The sequence below is a fragment of the Pseudomonas sp. LF-5 genome, from assembly GCF_037626295.1.
GTDB lineage: Bacteria > Pseudomonadota > Gammaproteobacteria > Pseudomonadales > Pseudomonadaceae > Aquipseudomonas > Aquipseudomonas monsensis.
In genome coordinates, this window is sequence record NZ_JARKMT010000001.1 from 703,909 (window position 1) to 723,028 (window position 19,120).

At 59.5% G+C, this 19,120-nt stretch carries 17 protein-coding genes; 8 read left to right on the top strand and 9 right to left on the bottom strand.

Going from position 1 to position 19,120, the window contains the following annotated elements; genetic code table 11:
- Positions 1 to 44 precede the first annotated feature (44 nt).
- The 3 genes from PseuLF5_RS03250 to PseuLF5_RS03260 form a co-directional block, all read right to left on the bottom strand.
- Positions 45 to 1,559, bottom strand: a complete 1,515-nt coding sequence (locus PseuLF5_RS03250) for an ArnT family glycosyltransferase (RefSeq protein ID WP_340132914.1) — start codon at positions 1,557 to 1,559, stop codon at positions 45 to 47.
- The gene (gene arnT / locus PseuLF5_RS03255; protein WP_340132915.1) at positions 1,556 to 3,277 is read right to left on the bottom strand and encodes a lipid IV(A) 4-amino-4-deoxy-L-arabinosyltransferase; all 1,722 of its coding nucleotides are present in this window, start codon (positions 3,275 to 3,277) and stop codon (positions 1,556 to 1,558) included. Before arnT ends, PseuLF5_RS03250 begins: the two co-directional genes overlap by 4 nt.
- 300 nt (positions 3,278 to 3,577) lie before the next feature.
- The gene (locus PseuLF5_RS03260) at positions 3,578 to 4,258 is read right to left on the bottom strand and encodes a histidine phosphatase family protein (protein WP_222832876.1); all 681 of its coding nucleotides are present in this window, start codon (positions 4,256 to 4,258) and stop codon (positions 3,578 to 3,580) included.
- Positions 4,259 to 4,655: 397 nt separating this feature from the next.
- Here PseuLF5_RS03260 and PseuLF5_RS03265 point away from each other — a divergent pair, with 397 nt between their 5' ends.
- Positions 4,656 to 4,832, top strand: a complete 177-nt coding sequence (locus tag PseuLF5_RS03265) for a hypothetical protein (RefSeq protein ID WP_340133284.1) — start codon at positions 4,656 to 4,658, stop codon at positions 4,830 to 4,832.
- Here the strand turns inward: PseuLF5_RS03265 and PseuLF5_RS03270 are convergent.
- From PseuLF5_RS03270 to PseuLF5_RS03290, 5 genes are all read right to left on the bottom strand, one after another.
- Entirely contained in the window at positions 4,790 to 5,341 is a 552-nt protein-coding gene (locus PseuLF5_RS03270; protein ID WP_123468836.1) for a PqiC family protein, read from the bottom strand. The genes PseuLF5_RS03265 and PseuLF5_RS03270 overlap by 43 nt on opposite strands.
- Before the next feature lie 16 nt (positions 5,342 to 5,357).
- Complete coding sequence (locus tag PseuLF5_RS03275) at positions 5,358 to 7,013, bottom strand: PqiB family protein (protein ID WP_340132916.1); 1,656 nt, start codon at positions 7,011 to 7,013, stop codon at positions 5,358 to 5,360.
- Positions 7,014 to 7,191: 178 nt separating this feature from the next.
- On the bottom strand, positions 7,192 to 8,493 hold the full coding sequence (locus tag PseuLF5_RS03280; RefSeq protein WP_267794680.1) for an NAD(P)/FAD-dependent oxidoreductase: 1,302 nt from the start codon (positions 8,491 to 8,493) through the stop codon (positions 7,192 to 7,194).
- Positions 8,490 to 9,578, bottom strand: coding sequence for a polyamine ABC transporter substrate-binding protein (locus tag PseuLF5_RS03285; RefSeq protein WP_128615389.1), 1,089 nt, complete (start codon positions 9,576 to 9,578; stop codon positions 8,490 to 8,492). The genes PseuLF5_RS03280 and PseuLF5_RS03285 overlap by 4 nt, the downstream gene beginning before the upstream one ends.
- 157 nt (positions 9,579 to 9,735) lie before the next feature.
- Positions 9,736 to 11,094 (bottom strand): glutamine synthetase family protein, encoded by a 1,359-nt coding sequence (locus PseuLF5_RS03290; protein WP_123468828.1) that lies wholly within the window; start codon positions 11,092 to 11,094, stop codon positions 9,736 to 9,738.
- Positions 11,095 to 11,256: 162 nt separating this feature from the next.
- On the opposite strand from PseuLF5_RS03290, the gene PseuLF5_RS03295 reads away from it, so the two are divergent.
- From PseuLF5_RS03295 to PseuLF5_RS03325, 7 genes are all read left to right on the top strand, one after another.
- Positions 11,257 to 12,162 (top strand): helix-turn-helix domain-containing protein, encoded by a 906-nt coding sequence (locus PseuLF5_RS03295; RefSeq protein WP_340132917.1) that lies wholly within the window; start codon positions 11,257 to 11,259, stop codon positions 12,160 to 12,162.
- Between the two features lie 390 nt (positions 12,163 to 12,552).
- Entirely contained in the window at positions 12,553 to 13,584 is a 1,032-nt protein-coding gene (pstS, locus tag PseuLF5_RS03300) for a phosphate ABC transporter substrate-binding protein PstS (protein ID WP_128615387.1), read from the top strand.
- 74 nt (positions 13,585 to 13,658) lie between these two features.
- The gene (gene pstC, locus PseuLF5_RS03305) at positions 13,659 to 14,624 is read left to right on the top strand and encodes a phosphate ABC transporter permease subunit PstC (RefSeq protein WP_123468822.1); all 966 of its coding nucleotides are present in this window, start codon (positions 13,659 to 13,661) and stop codon (positions 14,622 to 14,624) included.
- Entirely contained in the window at positions 14,624 to 15,517 is an 894-nt protein-coding gene (gene pstA, locus PseuLF5_RS03310; protein WP_186745393.1) for a phosphate ABC transporter permease PstA, read from the top strand. Before pstC ends, pstA begins: the two co-directional genes overlap by 1 nt.
- Positions 15,518 to 15,592: 75 nt before the next feature.
- On the top strand, positions 15,593 to 16,354 hold the full coding sequence (gene pstB / locus PseuLF5_RS03315; protein WP_217890363.1) for a phosphate ABC transporter ATP-binding protein PstB: 762 nt from the start codon (positions 15,593 to 15,595) through the stop codon (positions 16,352 to 16,354).
- A 102-nt stretch (positions 16,355 to 16,456) separates the two neighbouring features.
- On the top strand, positions 16,457 to 17,155 hold the full coding sequence (locus PseuLF5_RS03320; protein ID WP_123468816.1) for a hypothetical protein: 699 nt from the start codon (positions 16,457 to 16,459) through the stop codon (positions 17,153 to 17,155).
- Between the two features lie 71 nt (positions 17,156 to 17,226).
- Positions 17,227 to 17,787, top strand: coding sequence for a hypothetical protein (locus tag PseuLF5_RS03325; protein WP_340133266.1), 561 nt, complete (start codon positions 17,227 to 17,229; stop codon positions 17,785 to 17,787).
- A gap of 82 nt (positions 17,788 to 17,869) precedes the next feature.
- Here PseuLF5_RS03325 and PseuLF5_RS03330 read toward each other — a convergent pair whose 3' ends face one another.
- The gene (locus tag PseuLF5_RS03330; RefSeq protein ID WP_340132918.1) at positions 17,870 to 19,114 is read right to left on the bottom strand and encodes a saccharopine dehydrogenase family protein; all 1,245 of its coding nucleotides are present in this window, start codon (positions 19,112 to 19,114) and stop codon (positions 17,870 to 17,872) included.
- Between the last annotated feature and the right edge of the window lie 6 nt (positions 19,115 to 19,120).

Here is a 19,120-nt window from a genome sequence, read left to right on the forward strand (position 1 = left end):
TCAAATTGTCGCGACCCGGCCCTTGTCGCTGTCTACGGCATCAATCAGGAACGGGGAATATAGGCCACGCTCTGGTCTGCGCGTCCGTGGAATACCTGCTCGCCACGGGTGGGGGTGGTGATGATGACCTGGTGGTCCGTTTTCAGGTAGTCGAGCGGCATTGCATCACCGTTGCGGTACTGCGCAACGACAATCGTGCGTTGCGGATCCCAGTGTTCGCTACTGGCACGTTCAAGCCAGGTCATTAACGCAGCGGTATCGCCACTGCGCGGGAAGTCCTGGGTTTCTGCCACGTAATAGAACGGCGCGCCGCCGGTTTGCAGGTACATCGGGACTTTGTTGTCCACCTCGACCATAACCATGCGCCACTGATTCAGCGGTGCCTGTTCGCTGGCCTGCTGGCGAACCTGCTCGCCGAAACGGATGACGCCACCGCCGCTGTTGGTCCACGGGTAGAGCACACCCAGTATTGCGACCAGCAGCGCCGTGGCAACAGCAAAGCCGATTTTCAGCCCATGGCCTTCACTGTTGCGTTCGGCCAGGCGCCGGGTGACCCACCAGGCGCCAAGCAGTTGCGCGAACGGCACCAGCGGCAAGACGTAATAACTGCGACGACTGCCGCTGGCGGTGAAAAACAGCATCAACAACGCAAGCCCCTGGATCAGCCAGCGGGTATCCGGTTCGATGTGCTTCCAGTTTCGCGCGGCGACCCACAGTGCGATCAGCCAGCACGGAGCCCAGGGCAGGGTGTAGAACGGCAGGTAGATCAGGTAGGTGTAAATCGGCCCGAACTGGTCGAACGGCTGGAAAAACCGCACGACGTTCTCGCGCAACACCAGCCCCAGACCGCTTTGCTCGTAGGTGGGCGCGCCGTAGAAGTGCGACAGCACGAACGGCGTCATGTAAAACGCCCCGGCGATCACCAGCGCCGCGAGCAACCGCAGATTGAGGTGGCGTTTCCAGCGGTGCTCACTGAGCAGGTGCGGCAGCAGCACCAGGCCCGGCAGAATGAAGCCGATCAAGCCCTTGAACAGCGAGGTCAGCGTCAGCAAGCCGAAGAACACCACGTAGCGCCAGAATCGGCTGTCATCCGGCCCGCGCCAGTACCACCAGACCGCGGCGAGCACACCGCACACCGTGAGAATGTCGGCGGTGGCGACCCGCGCCCAGAACACGAAGTAGAAGGTGGTCGCCAGCATCCAGCCAGCGATCAGCCCGGTGCCTTTGCGAAACAGCTGTTCACCGAGCAGGTACACCAGCCACACGCTGAACCACGCGGAAATGACCGAAGACAAGCGCAACGACCAGTGCCCCAGGCCGCCGGTGAACCACGAGGTGGCGGTGATCAGCCAGTACGACAGCAGCGGCTTGTCGTAATACGGACTGCCCTTGAGGTACGGGTCGAAATAGTCGCCACTTTGCAGCATCTGCAGGGCGATGTTGGCCCAGCGGGTTTCAGCGCCCCAGAGTTCGCGACTGCCCAGGCCGAGCAGCAACAGCAGGGCAGTCGCCGCCAGCAGGAGCAGCAACGGTCCCCGTTCAGACTTGGTCTGGATCATGGTTGGCTCTGGTTGAAAATAAGGATTTCCAGTTGGCCACGACGGTAATGCTTGCCGTCGATGGGCAGCAGCTCGAGTTGCTGAGCGTCCGAAGTGCTGTTGACTCGCATCACCACGCCGACCGAGCCTTTTTTACGGGCGTCGGCCATCCACTGCGCAACACCGTCCAGACTGACCTTGCGCGAGGCCATGGCCGGATCATCGAGGCCATACTTGAGCTCGCCAACGGTGTTGAACAGATCCACCTGCGGGCGTCCCAGGCGCCACGACAAGGCCGACGCAGCGCCCAGATCGTTACTCAGCAACGAGGTGGTTGCGCTCAGTTCCTGCTGGTGTTCGGCAATGAACTGATCCGGCATCTTGCTGTTGACGACGGTCGCCGGCATGGCGGCCGGCAACAGCGCGACGAGCAGGCCGATGCCCAGCGCCGGCATGGTCCACAGCGCCAGTGGCCGCAAGGTTTGCAGCGAGCCGGCAATCAGCCAGCCGAGCAGCACGATGTAAGCCAGCGACAGGCTGAACATTTCGGTGTGTTCGTATATTTCGCGGGTTGCTTGCAAATAGATCAGCGCAATCAGTGCAGCAACAGCCAGCACCACGTTGACCACGCCGTTGGTGCGCAAGACGCGAGCGTCCTGGCGATCGAGCCAGCCCATCAGTGTGTGGCCCATCAACAAGGCCAATGGCAGCAGACACGGCATGATGTAGGTCGGCAGTTTGCCGCTGCTGGCGCTGAAAAATGCCAGCGGCAGCACGAACCATAAAGCCAGGAAGCCGATTTTCGGATCGCGCTTTTCGCGCCAGGTGCGCAGCAGTGTCGACGGCAACAGCAGTGCCCACGGCAAGGTGGAGGCAAACAGCAGCGGCAGGTAGAACCACCATGGGCGTGCATGCTGGGCGTCTTCACCGGCGGCGAAGCGGCGGATGTGTTCGTGCCAGAAGAAGAAACGCCAGAAGTCCGGTTCACGGGCGTGCACGGCCAGTGCCCAGGGGACGCTGACCAGAGCGGCCACCACAACAGCGACCAGGCCATAACGCACCAACTCGCCGAAACGCCGTTGCCAGATCATGTAGGGCAGGGCGATCAGCACCGGCAGCATCAAGGCGAGGAAACCTTTGGTCATCAAGCCCATGCCACAAGCCAATCCCAACAATGCCCAGCCGCCAAGGCGCGCGCACGGGGTGTTGCTGTCGATGGCAAACCAGATCGCCACCAGACTGAGGTTGACCCACAAAGTGAACTGCGGATCGAGGTTGGCATAGCCGGCTTGCCCTGCGATCAGGCCAAAGCTCATATAAAGGAGGGCGCAGGCGGCGCTGAGACGCGGGTTGTTCCACAGGCGTCGGGCCAGCAGATAGGCCAGCCACACGCTCACGCCAGTGCTGAGCGCCGAGGCGATGCGCACGCCGAACAGGTTTTCACCGAAGATGGCTTGGCCGATGGCGATCATCCAGTAGCCGGCAATCGGTTTTTCAAAGTAGCGAATGCCCATGAAGTGTGGCGCCACCCAGTTGCCGCTCTGCAGCATTTCCTGGCTGATCTGGCCATAACGGGTTTCATCGGGAGTCCACAAGCCGTGGGTCATCAATGGCAGCAGATAAAACACCACGAAGGCCAGCACCAGCCCGGGGATCGCAAAACGCTCGATCAGGGTGCTCTGGTGGAGGCGCGGCAAATTCAACGCTGCATGGTGCAGCGGCTTGTTAATAGACGTCATGACTGGACCTTGGTGCAGTACAAAGTGTGCGTTTCAGTGAAGGCCTGGCGATGTCCGTTGCAGGTGCGGCACTGGGTTGAACGAATGCAGAGGCGAGCACGTCCGATGGGCGTGTCCTGTATTCAGAGAACGGGTTTGCTTCCAGCTTTAAGTTCTCCTCGCGAAGACAAGCTCGAAAATGAAATATTTCGAGTTTTTGAAACTAACAAAAATTTCTTATTACAAATGAGTAAGTGCCAAAGCTCCAAATAGAGCCTTGCTTGCGAAATACCGGAAAGTTACACAAAAAATGTCCGCTTATTATTTGTTCAATTGTGGCCAGCCGTCCGGGTTCATGATGCCAATGACGTTGAGTTGACCCTTGGGATCAATTCGCACCAGCACTGCGCTGCCATATTCCGCAGCGACGGCACGGGGATAGCCGGTCTGTTTCTCAAAGTCGCTGATGCAACCGCTGTGGGTCACCAGGATCATGTTCTGCCCGGGCGTCTTGTGCGCCACGACGTCATTGCGCAAGGTCGGACCGCACACTTCCAGCCATTCCTGGGCCACGGCGTCGTGGTCGAACATGTAGTGGGCGGTCTGCAGGGTGCGCGTCAGCGGGCTGCTGAAGACCTGGGTGTTCTGCAGCCCCAGTTGCGTGAAGGCACGGCCGATGCCGGTTGCAGCAGTGCTGCCGACCTGGGTGATACCGTCTGCTGGCCCTTGGCACGTATTGGTCGAGCGGTCGCAACGTTCGGTATGGCGCACCAGCGCGACCACCTCGCCGGCCTGCCAGGTTTTCACCCATTCCTGAGTGGCCGAGGCGCTGGCATAACGCAGGTTGGCGGGCGAGCGTTGCATCCAGGCGAAGCCGCAAATCAGTGCACTCAGCAGCAAGCCGACAGCGATCACCGCCCAGGTGCGCGGGCGAGTCAGATCCCATCGTTTGGATGCCGATTGTATTTGTACTAATTCAACCACGACGTTGCCTCTTGTCATTCCCGAGTCCCATTCAGTTCACACGTAAAGTGCAACGTAAGCCCCAAGAGGAAGTTACTCTACGGCGATTTACTTGAATGGCTGCTGAACACTACGTCCACAGTCGTGGCGGAGCAGTGAAGAACATGTGAAAAATTTGCGAGGCGCACGGTGTTTTAACTAAAACGGCTATTTGATAAATAAACTCAAATACTCATTTTGTTTATCGGCGCTACTTAACAACAGCGACAGTGGAGGCGAAGCTGCGCCCTTTGAGCAACGGCATCGTGCGCAAGCTTGCGGGGTGATCTGATATCGGTACTGGAGTCATTGAAGCGGATGGACCTCAAGCAAAGCCACGCCATCCGGATTGTGATCGTGTTCGCCTTGATGAGCGCTCTGGTTGCCGGTGGGCCGGTTGAGAGCCACCCCCAATCGGGAAAAGCTCTTCACCGGTGACGTAAGCCATGAATTGAGCGCGCCGTTGATGGTGCTGGCCAGCGCCTGCGAGCCTAATGGCTACCGCTTCACGGTCACGCTATCGCCGGCGATTCACGAGACTGGCGGGCAGGCGCGGGAGTTGCCCGCCGCCTGACTGATCAAGGCCGCCAGGCGTCTGACATTGTTCTGCTGCGCGACCACCAGATCGTCAATCCCCGGACCTGACGGCGTTTGCAACGTGGAGCGACACGTCAGCAGGCTGTTGTCCGCCGCACCGCTGGGGCGCAGGCGCCATTTGACGTCGATCAGCCCGTACTGGCCAGGGATTGAATCGAACCGCTGCACGTCGATGCGCACCGAGACATTGCCGTGACTGCCGGTATTGCTCAGTTGATCGCTGAGCGCGCTGCGCAACTCATCCGCCAGACTCGCGCCCCACCATTGGGTTTCCAGAATCGCCAGGCCGCTGTTGCCCTGGCGGATGACGATTTGCGGCCGGTCGACCTGCGGCGGCACCGTGATGCCCTCGATGGGGATCTGCGCGCCGGCCCGGGTGTTGGGCAATTGCACCGGGGTCAGAGTGTGAAAACTGATGGGGTCGCTGCGACACGCGCCGAGTAACAGGCACGCGGCGAGCACGGTGATCTTCAACGGTGCAGCCATGGTCTGACTCCTGTGCTCAATTGCGCGGTGGCCCTTTCAGATCCAGCGGCGCGGCGTTGTCGGGACGGCCACGGATCAACGATTCCGGATGCCGGCCGAGATAGTCCGACAGCTCCCGCAGCGAGCGCGACATGCGCCCGAGTTCATCGAGGGTTTCGGTGAGTTTTTCACGCTGTGGCGAATCTTCGGCCAAGGTCGAACTGGCGGACTGCAAGGTTTTGCTCACTTCGGCCAGGGTGTTCTGCACGCCCGGCAGGGTTTTCGCGTTGAACTGCGTCAGGCTTTTGCGCAGCTCGACCAGATTGCTGTCGAGGTTACCGGCAATGCGTTCAACCGGCAGTTTGTTGAGCTTGTCGACCATCGCTTCGAGCTTTTCCTGCAGTTGTTCGAGACTGCCGGGAACGGTCGGCAAAACGACCGGGCGAGCGCTCGGATCGAACGCGACTTTCTCCGCTTTCGGGAAGAAGTCCAGCGCGATGTACAACTGGCCGGTCAGCAGGTTGCCACTGCGGGCCTGGGCGCGCAGGCCATTATCGACGAAGGTGCCCAGCAGACGGATGCCGGCGGCTTCGTCGTTGGGGTCATGCTTGAATTCGCTGAGCATCTTTTTATAGGCCTGACCGAGACGCTGCGGATAAATGACGATGCCGACGTTGAGGGGGAACGTGCGTTTTTTCGCATCGAAGTCCAGGTTGATGCCCACGACCCGGCCGATTTCCATACCGAGGAACTCAACCGGCGCATCGACCCTGAGTCCGCGCAACGACTGGTCGAAACGCAACACCATGTATTGCGCCTTGCCGTTCGGCGGGGCGAGGGCGGTCTGCTGGTCGGCGAACAGTTCGTAATCCCTGTGGTCGGTGGCGGCCACATCGTTGGGGCTGTAATCCGGGGCACGGAAGGCAATACCGCCCACCAGCAGGGTCGACAGCGATTCGGTCTTCACGGCGAAGCCGTTGGCACCGACATTGATGTCGATGCCACTGGCATTCCAGAAACGGGTGTTTTCGGTGACGAACGCGTCGTTCGGCGAGTGAATGAACACCTCGATATCGACCCCTTTGCCTTCGGGGTTGAGGGCGTAGGTGACCACTTGGCCGACCGGAATCTTGCGGTAGTAAACGGGAGAGCCGATGTCCAGCGAACCGAGGTCCGGTGCATGCAGCATGAAGCGCTTGCCAGGTTCGCCATAGGTGATCGGCGGCGGATTCTCCAGACCTTTGAAGTGCTTTGAATGGCTATTGGACTGGCCGATGTCGGCACCGATGTAGTCACCGGAAAGCAGGGTGTCGATGCCTGAAACACCGCCGGCGCCAATGCGTGGGCGCACCACCCAGAACTGTGAATCTTCGCGAGTGAAAGTTTGCGCCTGTTTGGCCAGTTTGATGGTGGCGTCGACGCTTTTCTGGTCGCCACTCAACTCGACGCCCGTCACCTGACCGATGACCACGTTGCGGTATTTGACCTCGGTCTTGTTGGCCGTCAGGCCGCTGCCGGTCTTGAAGTTGACGATGATCGTCGGGCCTTCCTGCATCAGGTTGTGCACCACCAACGAAATGCCCACCAACACTGCTACGATCGGGACGATCCACACCAGCGAGATGCTGAAGCGTCGGGTTTTGATCGGGGCCTGGCCCGGTGCTCGCGGCTCATCGACGGCTGACGACTTCATCCAGGTCCTCCTTGGTTTATTGGGCACACTGAGCGTCAGGAACGCAAAAGCACTTCATCAATATAGAAGTGCTTGGCGATAGAGCAAATGTGTATAGCTCGCGAGCTAAGGAACAGCGTGAGGGGGCCGTGATTTGTGGCGAGGGAGCAAGCACCCTCGCCACCAGGACGATATTGCGTCAGCCGAGGATTTCCCGCAGGCGATACCAGAACATACCCAGTGCCAGCAGCGGCGAACGCAGGGCCGGGCCGCCGGGGAACGTCATATGTGGCACGCCGCTGAACACATCCATGCCCTGGCTGTGCCCGGCATGAATGGCTTCGCCGAGCAGCTTCGCGCACCAGTGCGTCACGTTCAGGCCATGCCCGGAATAACCTTGGGCATAGAACACGTTCGGATGCTGTTTGAGCCGGCCGACCTGCGGGAAGCGGTTGGCGGTGATGCCGATCTTGCCGCCCCACTGGTAGTCGATGCGCACGTCCGCCAGTTGCGGGAAGACCTTGAGCATTTTCGGTCGCATATACGCGGCGATGTCCGCCGGATCGCGTCCGGAATAATGACAGGCGCCGCCGAACAGCAAGCGTCGATCAGCCGAGAGCCGATAGTAATCGAGGCCGACTTTCTGGTCGCACAGCGCGAGGTTATGCGGAATCAGTTGCCGCGCACGTGCTTCGGACAGCGGTTCAGTGGCGATGATGTAGCTGCCGGCGGGCAGCACTTTACCGCTGAGTTGCTGTTCGAGGTCGTCCAGGTGCGCATTGCAACCGAGCACCAGACTGCCGGCGCGCACGCTGCCGCCCGCGCAGCGCACTTGCACGGTTTCGCCGTGGATGATTTCCAGCACCGGGCTCTGCTCGAAGATGCGCACGCCGAGTGAAGCCGCCAGGCGGGCCTCGCCCTGGACCAGATCCAGCGGATGCAAGTGACCCGAGCCCATGTCGACCAGACCACCGGCATACCCATCGGCATTGACCACCTGCTGACGGATCTGCTCGGGGCCAACCAGGCGGGTTTCGTGGGCATAGCCAAGTTCGGCCAGATCGACTTGCTCTTGCTGGAAGGCTGCGAACTGCGCGGGCGTGTTGGCCAGCTCGCAGAAGCCCCAACGCAGGTCGCATTCGATAACGTTATCGGCGATGCGCTGGCGCACCAGCTCCACCGAGTCGATCCCGGCACGGTGCAAATAGCGCACGCCCTCCTGACCGACATATTTTGCGAAGCCGTCCACTGCATGGCCGATGCCGCGGATCAACTGGCCGCCATTGCGCCCGCTGGCCCCCCAACCGATCCGCCGGGCTTCGATCAACACCACCGACAGCCCGCGCTGAGCCAGTTCAATGGCGGTGTTGACCCCGGTGAAGCCGCCGCCGATCACGCAGACATCGGCACTCACATCGCCGTCCAGCCTGAGATAAGGCGTGCTCGCCCGAGCCGATGCAGCGTAATAGGAGCGCGCGTGTTCTTCGGTGTACTGATTCATTTGTTCGACTTCACTTTGCTCCAGGAGCGAGTCATCAAACGCATGATGGCCTGGGGCGGGGTAGAGGAGATGTAGAGCTTGTCGAGCACCGCTTGAGACGGATAAACCTCAGGGTTATTGACCAGCTCCTGATCCATGTACTGCTTGGCGGCCGGGTTCGGGTTGGCGTAACCGACCGAGGCGCTGACCTTGGCGATCACTTGTGGATCGAGCAGGTAATTAATGAAGGCGTGGGCCTCTTTGGCATTGCTCGCGTCGGAGGGAATGGCCAGCAAGTCGAACCAGAGGTTGGCACCTTCTTTCGGGATCGCGTAGGCGATATTCACGCCGTTCCTGGCTTCCTTGGCGCGGTTGGCGGCCTGGAACACGTCGCCGGAATAACCGAACGCCACACAGATATCGCCGTTGGCCAGGTCGGACACGTATTTGGAGGAGTGGAAATAGGTGATGTACGGGCGAATGCTCAGCAGTTTGGCTTCGGCCTTTTTATAGTCTTCCGGGTTTTCGCTGCGCGGGTCCAGGCCCATGTAGTTAAGGATCGCCGGGAACACTTCATCGGCGGAATCCATCATCGACACGCCACACTGGGTCAGTTTCTTCAGGTTTTCCGGCTCGAACAGCACGGCCCAGGAATCAATGTGGTCGATGCCCAGCACCTCCTTGACCTTGTCGACGTTGTAGCCGATGCCGTTGGTGCCCCACAGGTACGGCACCGAGTGCGCGTTACCCGGATCGTTTTTTTCCAGCAGTGCCAGCAGTTTCGGGTCGAGGTTCTTCCAGTTCGGCAACTGCGAGCGATCCAGTTTGAGGAAGGCGCCGGCCTTCACCTGACGCGCGAGGAAGTGATTGGACGGCACCACCACGTCGTAGCCGGTACGGCCGGCGAGGAGCTTGCCTTCCAGGGTTTCGTTGGAGTCGAAAACGTCGTAGATCACCTTGATGCCGGTCTTGGCCTGGAAGTCGGCGAGGGTGGTTTCACCGATGTAATCGGTCCAGTTGTAGACGCTGACCTGGGGCTGGGCCAGTGCGGCGGCACTGCACAAAAGCGCCAGTGCAGCGGGGACCATGGATTTCAACAGACGCATATCGACACCTCTTTGAATTATTGGGTTTTTCAGGCGTTTCACTCTTCCTGTGGGAGCAGGTGTGTCCGCGATGAGAACGGCAGCCTCGACCTCATTTTTGAATGTGCCGCCGCCATCGCGGGCAGCCAGCTCCCACAAGGATTTGTGCGGATCTGGTTTAAACGCTCAGCATCAGGAACTCACGCTCCCACGAGCTGATCACGCGCTTGAAGTTTTCATGTTCGGCACGCTTCACCGCGACGTAGCCGCGCACGAATTTGTCGCCCAGGTATTGCGCAACGGTTTCGCACTCTTCCATTTGCGTCAGCGCGTCTTCGATGGTGATTGGCAGGCGCAGGTTGCGGCGTTCGTAAGCGCGCCCTTGTACCGCAGCGCTCGGCTCGATGCCTTCGACCATGCCGATGTAACCGCAGAGCAGGCTCGCGGCAATCGCCAGATACGGGTTGGCATCAGCGCCCGGCAAGCGGTTTTCCACGCGCATCGCTTCAGGGCTGGAGGTCGGCACACGCAGGCCGACGGTACGGTTTTCTTCACCCCATTCAACGTTGACCGGCGCCGAGGTGTCCGGCAGGAAGCGCCGGAACGAATTGACGTTTGGCGCGAACATCGGCAGCACTTTCGGGATGTACTTCTGCAGACCACCGATGTAGTGCAGGAACAGCTCGCTCATCTGCCCGTCGGCGTTGGCGAACACCGGTTTGCCGGTGGCGATGTCCACCACGCTCTGGTGAATGTGCATGGCGCTGCCCGGCTCGTCGCCGATCGGTTTGGCCATGAATGTGGCGGCGACGTTGTGCTTGAGCGCGGCCTCACGCATGGTGCGTTTGAACACGGTGATCTGGTCGGCCAGGTCGAGGGCGTCGCCATGACGGAAGTTGATTTCCATCTGCGCCGGGCCGTCTTCGTGGATCAGCGTGTCGAGGTCCAGGCCTTGCAGTTCGCACCAGTCGTAGACGTCTTCGAACAACGGGTCGAATTCGTTGGCGGCGTCGATCGAGAACGACTGCCGGCCACTTTCCGCACGGCCCGAGCGCCCCAGCGGCGCCTTGAGTGGCAAGTCCGGGTCTTCGCAACGCTGGGTCAGGTAGAACTCCATTTCCGGGGCAACAATCGGCTTCCAGCCTTTGTCGGTGTAGAGCTGCAGAACTTTCTTCAAGACGTTGCGCGGCGACAGTTCGATCGGGTTGCCGAACTTGTCGAAGGTGTCATGGATGACGATTGCGGTCGGCTCGATCGCCCATGGAATCACGTAGACCGCGTCGGCGACGGGCTTGCAGACCATGTCGATATCGGCCGGGTCGAGCAGGTCGTAGTAGATGTCGTCGTCGACAAAATCCCCGGTTACCGTTTGCAGCAGCACACTTTCCGGCAGGCGCATGCCTCGCTCATGCAGAAACTTGTTGGTCGGTGCGATCTTGCCGCGGGCAATGCCGGTCAGGTCGCTGACCACACATTCGACTTCGGTAATCTTGTGATCTTTCAGCCACGTGAACAGCTGATCGAAAGGGGCATTCATAAAGACCTCGTTATTGGTTTTATAGACGCCGGGGAGGGCGGGTTTCATCTTCCGCCCCTTCCCCTGTGGCGCGTTGACGACTATCTTGGGCGAGCCTTGCAGTTCCATCTATCCACTTTAAGCAGCACCAAAGCGCACCAAAAGAGTGCGCAAGGTCACCTCATGACAACGTGCAATCCGCTCCAGGTTCAAGCGTTCAACACCGCCGATGTAGCCGAACAAATCCGTGCCACACCGGGCTGGGTTCAGCATTATCAACAGATGTCGCCAGGCCATTTCGCCGGGCAGATCCGCTACCTGGATCTGCAAGGGGTGGAGGTCTACGAAGAACAGATGAACACCCGCGTCGAGCAGAACTTCAGTGCGCCGTCGGGGGCCCTGGCGTTCTGTTTCGATCGCAGCGACAACGCGCTGTATCTGCTCAATGAAGAGAGCCGCAACATCTGGATCACCCCGGAGAACTACCAGGAAATCGCGGTGGTGTTCGGCCCGGAATTCGTCCGCCAGCACGGCCTGGACGTGACGAAACTCGAAGGTTTGTTCATGGCGCCGCTCAACTGCGGGCAGAACGCTTTGTTCAGTCGCTGGTTAAGCTCGATTCTCACGAAATTGACACAAATTATTGATTTGCCTAGCAAAGAGTCGCTGACGCAGCAGTTGCTCGAGGATTGCCTGTTTATTCTCGACAACGCTCAGGTGTGCCTGGATCGCGGAGGATTGCAGCGGCGTACCGAAGAGCGAACCATCATGAAACGCGTTGGCGACTGGGCCGCCGATTCACCGGAAGAGACGGTGAATCTACTGGAACTGGCAAACGTTGCGGGCGTTTCACTGCGCCAGTTGCAGCAAGCATTCAAGGCTTACACCGGGATGACGCCGAGCCATTGGCTGCGCCTGCGCCGGCTCAACAGTGCGCGCCGCGAACTGCTCAAGCGCCGGCCAACGGAAACCACGGTGGCCGAAGTGGCGATGCAGTGGTCGTTCTGGCATTTGGGGCGCTTTTCCAGCAGCTATCGCGCTCTGTTCAACGAACTTCCCAGCGAAACCCTCAAGCGTGCCCACCGATAAACAGCCTGTTCATTTCGCCGGAAGTTGGGGTGGGAACAGGGTTTGCCGGACCTCGCCGTGCGCTGGGTCCCATACCCACGGGGTGATACTTCAGAAATCACTTTAAGTGTTGTTCAATCCCTTTTATATCAATGAGTTATCTGTTTTTTATGATGTGAATTAAAGCTTTTGACCCGTAGCGGCGGGGCACCCAGCGTTCTGCTGGCCGATGCAATGGTGTGTCGGCTTCAAGCATTGAGGTTATCGAGATCGAGCCTCGGTAAACGCCCACTGTCCGCCAGCAGACCAGCGCTGCGAGCAAAGCCCCACTCGAGATCCTGCCATCCAACATTCATAAAAACTTAACGAAATTGCTGCAGTGTTAAGGGGCCCCTATAAGGAGTTTCCTTGATGAAACGTTTGATCAAGTCTGCTGCGTTCGTTGTGACTGCATCTCTGTTGGCTACCTCGATGTCCTTCGCGGCGGAAAACGTCCGTCTGACAGGCTCCGGAGCCAGTTTTCCGGCTCCGATCTACCTCACCTGGTTCAAGGATTTCAGCAAGAAGTCCGAAGGTGTCACTGTGGATTACCAATCCAAGGGCAGTGGCGCCGGCGTACAGGACTTCTTGAACAAGACCGTTGATTTCGCCGCCAGCGACTCGGCTATGAAAGATGAAGACATTGCCAAGGTGGCCGAAGGCGTGCAGTTGCTGCCGATGACCGCGGGTGAAATCGTGCTGGCGTATAACCTGCCGGGCAATCCCAAGGGTCTGAAACTGCCACGTGACGTCTACTCCAATATCTTTTTGGGCAAGATCACGCGCTGGAACGATCCGCAGATCGCCGCAGCGAACCCGGGCCTGAAACTGGCCGATACGCCGATCACGGTTGTGGTGCGCGCTGACTCCAGCGGTACGACTGCGGTGTTCACCAAACACTTGGCGGCGATCAATCCCGAGTTCAAGCAGGCGCTGGGTGAGGGCAACACGGTCAACTGGCCGGCCAGCGACAAATTCATCAAATCGCCGAAGAATGACGGTGTGACCGCGACCGTGCGCCAGACCCCGGGGGCCATTGGTTACATCGAATACGGCTTCGCCAAACTCGCCAAGGTTGATTTTGCGCAGTTGCAGAACAAGGCCGGTCAGTACGTCGTACCGAACGCGGAAAGCGGTGCCGAGGCACTGGCTGCGGTGAAAATGCCCGAAAGCCTGGTGGCCTGGCTGCCTGATCCTGACGGCGCCAAATCCTACCCGATCACGTCCTACACCTGGATGATCTTCCGCAAGGACAACGGCAATCCGGCCAAGGCCAAAGCCATGCGCGAGATGGTCGAGTACAGCTTGACCGAAGGGCAGAAGATCGCCGACTCGATGGGTTATATCCCTTTGCCGCAATCGGTCGTCGATCAGGTTCGTAAAGCGTCTGCCAACATCCAGTAAGCGCTCGTGAGGTCTCTCTCGGCGTGGGCTTTGCGCCTGGCCGGGAGAGTTTTCCCCCATTGCGGAATCAGCCAATGAACCCACCTTTTGTCGTACCGGTCAATCCGGCTTCCGCGTGCCAACCGCCGTCCGCCAAGGACTTTCTGGTCGACCGCATCTTCCGTGCGCTTGCGCAAATAGGCGTGGTGCTGATTCTGGCGTTGGTCTTCGCGCTTATCTTTGAAGTAGGGCGCAAGGCCATTCCCGGCATGGAGAAGCACGGTCTGGATGTGTTGTTGGGGTCCGTCTGGGATGTCAATCAAGGCAAGTACGGCATTCTGCCGGCGATTTGGGGCACGCTCTACAGTGCTTTCATCGCGCTGCTGATCGCCGGTTTTTTCGGCGTCAGCATGGCGATTTTTCTGACCCAGGATTTCCTTCCCGCGCAACTCGCCGCGGTGTTTCGCACCATCGTTGAATTACTCGCTGCTATCCCGAGTGTGGTGTATGGCCTGTGGGGGATCTACGTGGTGATTCCGGCGATTCGGCCGCTGGCGGAGTCGCTGAACAGCGAACTCAGCTGGATACCCTTTTTTGGCACATCGTTGAGCGGGCCCGGGCTGCTGCCGGCGGCGCTGGTGCTGGCGATCATGATTCTGCCGACCATTGCTGCCGTCTCGCAGGACGCCCTCACCGGGGTCCCGATGAAAACCAAGCAGGCCGCCTATGGCATGGGAACCACCCACTGGGAAGCGATTCTCAAGGTCATGGTGCCCTCGGCCGCCACCGGTATCTTCGGTTCCCTGGTGTTGGGGCTGGGCCGCGCGCTCGGTGAAACTATGGCGCTGGCCATGCTGGTGGGCAACGCGAACAACATCTCGCTTTCGCTCTTTGCCCCGGCCAATACCCTGGCCGCCTTGCTGGCATTGAACTTCCCCGAGGCAGGGCCGAACGAGATCGAAGTATTGATGTACGCCGCTCTGGTCCTGATGTTTATCACGCTGCTGGTGAACATCATCGGTTCCATGATCATGGTCTATGCCCAACGGGGTACTAAATAATGACGGACATCACGCCCTCAGCCGCTGCATTTCCAAGCCTGCAGCGCAAGTTCGAAGGTCGCGCGCTGCGCAGCCTGGTGTTGACCACACTGGTCTGGGCTGGCGCTCTGTTAGCCAGCGTGCCGTTGATTTCCGTGCTCTACATGCTGATCACACGTGGAGGCGCACGCCTGAACCTGGAAGTGTTCACCGAGTTGCCGCCAACCGGTTTCGAAACCGGTGGTGGCTTCGGCAACGCGATGGCGGGCACGTTCCTTATGGTCGGTATCGCCGCGGCGATCGCGGTGCCGGTCGGTATCATGGCGGCCATCTTTCTGGCTGAACTGGGCCCTGACAGCAAGCTGGCAAACGCCGCACGCTTTGCCGCCAAGATGCTCACGGGGCTACCCTCCATTCTGGCCGGGGTGTTCGCCTACGCGCTGGTCGTGATGACCACCGGCACCTACTCGGCACCTGCCGGGGGCGTAGCACTGGCGGTACTGATGTTGCCCATCGTCGTGCTGACGGCTGAAGAGTCAATGCGCATGGTGCCGAAAATCATGAAGGATGCCGCCTACGGCATGGGCTGCACCCGCTCGCAGGTCATCTGGAAAATCGTCTTGCCCACCGGCATGCCGGCGATCCTCACCGGGGTCATGCTGGCCGTGGCCCGCGCGGCGGGCGAAACCGCGCCCTTGTTGTTCACGGCGCTGTTCAGCAACTACTGGATCTACCACGACGGCAACCTGGCGGTCATGAATCCGACGGCCTCGCTCGCCGTGCTGATTTACAACTTCTCCGGCATGCCCTTCGACAACCAGCTCGAACTGGCATGGGCGGCCTCGCTGGTGCTGGTGATGATCGTACTGGTCGTCAATATTGTCAGCCGTATTTTCGGCAAGCCCAAGTACTGAGAACGGAGCATCTGAATCTTGAACGCATCAAATCTGCAAATCGCGGCTCCGTTTGTCACTCAGGCGCCAGTGGTCATGGACTGCAAGCTGGACAAGATTTTCTACGGTAACTTCCTGGCCGTGCGTGACAGCCATGTCCCGATCGAAAAAAACAAGATCACCGGTTTCATCGGACCGTCGGGTTGCGGCAAAAGCACCGTGCTGCGCAGCCTCAATCGGATGAACGATCTGGTCAAAGGTTTTCGCTTTGAAGGGCACGTGCATTTCCTCGGGCAAGACGTTTATGGAAAGGGCGTCGATCCGGTGGTCGTGCGTCGTTATATCGGCATGGTGTTTCAACAGCCGAACCCGTTCTCGATGAGCATTTTCGACAACGTTGCATTCGGCCTGCGCCTCAATCGCTACAAGGGCGATCTGGGCGACCGCGTGAAACACGCCTTGCAGGGCGCCGCGCTGTGGGATGAGGTCAAGGACAAGCTCAAGGTCAGCGGCCTGTCGCTGTCCGGCGGCCAGCAGCAACGGCTGTGCATCGCCCGCGCCATCGCCACCGAACCGGAAGTGTTGTTGCTCGACGAACCGTGCTCGGCGCTTGACCCGATCGCGACCCGACGGGTCGAGGAATTGATGATCGAGTTGAAGAAGGACTACACCATCGCCCTGGTGACCCACAACATGCAGCAGGCCATCCGCGTCGCCGACACCACGGCCTTTTTCTCGGTGGATATTTCCCAGGGGACGCGCACCGGCTATCTGGTCGAGATGGGCCCGACCACGCAAATTTTCGATAGCCCGCGGGAGAAAATGACCGAGGACTACATCAGCGGCAAGTTCAGCTAGACCAACGATCTCCCTGCACAGACCGCATACGCCGGCGGGCAGAGTGTCCGCGCGGTGGTTCGGTCGTTTGACCTTTTTGTTCAGCGTTTCTCAGGATTGCCAATGTCTGCAACGCCTCGTCTTGATTTGCCAGCGATTGAACGGGTACTGCGAGAGGTGCAGGGCCGTTTTGCCGAGCTCAGCAGGCACTTTACCGAGCCGCGCGATCCCTTCACCGACGAAGTGCTACACAATGTGCTTGAAGGCTATGCGCTGATTGACGACTATGTGGCTCGCGGTGTCGACCTGTTCGACCTTCAGCAACTGAACCTGATGCTGGAGATCAATGCCACCGTCCTTTGTGGCCGGGACCCGGTACGCCGACTGGAGTACGCCCAACATCTGGCGGCTACCGAAGCGCACTTCTTCAACAACGTTGAGGGCGGCATCAAGGACTTGTTCAATTGGTACTGCGCCTATCGCAGTGAATCCGTCTGGAAGCGTGCGGCCGGTGTCTATGTGCGCATCCTCAGCAAGCCGCAGTTGTTTATCGAGGGCAATAACCGCAGTGGTTCGCTCATCGTCAGCTATTTGCTCATGCGGGCGGGGTTACCCCCGTTCGTGCTGACGCTGGAAAACGCCGAGGGTTACTTCAATCCGTCCTCGGTCATCCGTAACTCCGCCAAGCATGGGATCAAGGCGTTGTATGAATTGCCGAAAATCAAGAAAAAGTATGCAGCCTTCCTCGAAGGTCAGGCGCCTGAGTCGATGAACTTTCTACTCAAGAACAAGGCCTTGCCCGTCTTTCAGGGTGGGCAGTGATGAACGGTCAGCCACTCTCCGCCAGGTACCGGGCTTCCGCCAGCCGGGTCTGGCAGGCCATCGCCGGCGCGATGCCGATGCACCTGTTCAGCCGCCCGCGCATCCGGGTTTCGTTCGATATCGACGACACGCTGGCCTGCCAGCTCCATCACTGCGCAGTCGAGCACAGCTGGTTGCCGGCCTGTGTGCACCGTTGGCTGGGCGAACCGCTGCGAACCGGCACGCGCTCATTGACCCGCGAGTTGCGCCGCCAGGGCTGCAGTATCTGGGTCTACACGTCGTCCGGGCGGACACCGGCCTATATCAGGCGTTGGCTGTTGCTGTATGGCATCCGCGTCGACGGGGTCGTCAACAGTGTGCTGCATAACCAGGCGTTGACGACCAAGGGGCTGTCAAACGGCCCGTCGAAATTCCCCCCGGCCTTCGATATCGACTTGCACGTCGATGACTCCGAGGGCGTGCGCACGGAAGGCCATGCTCACGGTTTTCGCGTGGTTGTCGTGCACCCGGAGGATGAGCACTGGGCACAGCGAGTGCTGGAGGCCGTCGCTGATGTGCAGGCACTGTTCACCTGGCAACAAGAGGTCAGGCGCAAGAGCCCCGTGCGGCAATGTTCAGAGGCCGTGTCCTGATTTTTCAGTGCCTGCAAAAACGCCGCTCAATGAGCGGCGTTTTTTGTAGCGGACCTTAAAGCGTCGCTGGACGTTGCGAGCCTCAGGCTACGCCATTCCAGGGACGATCTCCGTGCTCATCCTTGATGCGGGTCGGCAGGCCCATGACATCCAGCGCGTTGAGGAACGGCTCAGCCGGCAGTTCTTCGACGTTGACCATGCGCTGCACATCCCACTCGCCGCGAGCGACCAGCAGGGCGGCGGCAACCGGCGGTACGCCAGCGGTGTAGGAAATGCCCTGGCTGTCGGTTTCGGCAAAGGCTTCCTCGTGGTCGGCCACGTTGTAGATGAACACTTCGCGCGACTGACCATCCTTGGTGCCTTTGACCAGATCACCGATGCAGGTCTTGCCGGTGTAGCCGGGCGCCAGCGAACTCGGGTCAGGCAGCACGGCCTTGACCACTTTCAGCGGCACGACTTCCAGGCCTTCGGCGGTCTTGACCGGTTGTTCGGACAGCAGGCCGAGGTTCTTGAGAACCGTGAACACGTTGATGTAGTGCTCGCCGAAGCTCATCCAGAAACGCACGTTGGGCACGTTCAGATTCTTCGACAGCGAGTGCACTTCGTCGTGACCGGTCAGGTACAGGTTCTGCGACCCTACGACCGGCAGGTCGTCGGTACGTTTGACTTCGAACATGGTGTTGTTGGTCCACTGGCTGTTCTGCCAGCTCCACACCTGCCCGGTGAATTCACGGAAATTGATTTCCGGATCGAAATTGGTGGCGAAATATTTGCCATGGGAACCGGCATTGACGTCGAGAATGTCGATCGAATCAATGCGGTCGAAATACTGTTGTTGCGCCAGTGCTGCATAGGCATTGACCACACCCGGGTCAAAGCCCACACCGAGAATGGCGGTGATGTTCTTCTCTTGGCACTCTGCGAGGTGGTTCCACTCATAGTTGCCATACCAAGGCGGGGTTTCGCAGATTTTGCCCGGCTCTTCATGAATGGCAGTGTCGAGATAAGCGACGCCGGTATCGATGCAGGCACGCAGCACCGACATGTTGAGGAACGCGGAGCCGACGTTGATGACGATCTGGGATCCGGTTTCGCGGATCAGCGCTTTGGTCGCCTCGACATCCAGGGCATTGAGCGAGAAAGCTTTGATGTCGGCGGGTTGTTTGAGGCTACCCTTGGCCTTGACGCTGTCGATGATGGCCTGGCATTTGGAGATGTTGCGCGACGCGATAGCGATACGACCGAGTTCATCGTTATGCTGCGCGCACTTGTGGGCCACCACCTTAGCGACACCTCCTGCACCAATGATAAGAACGTTCTTTTTCAATTGCTT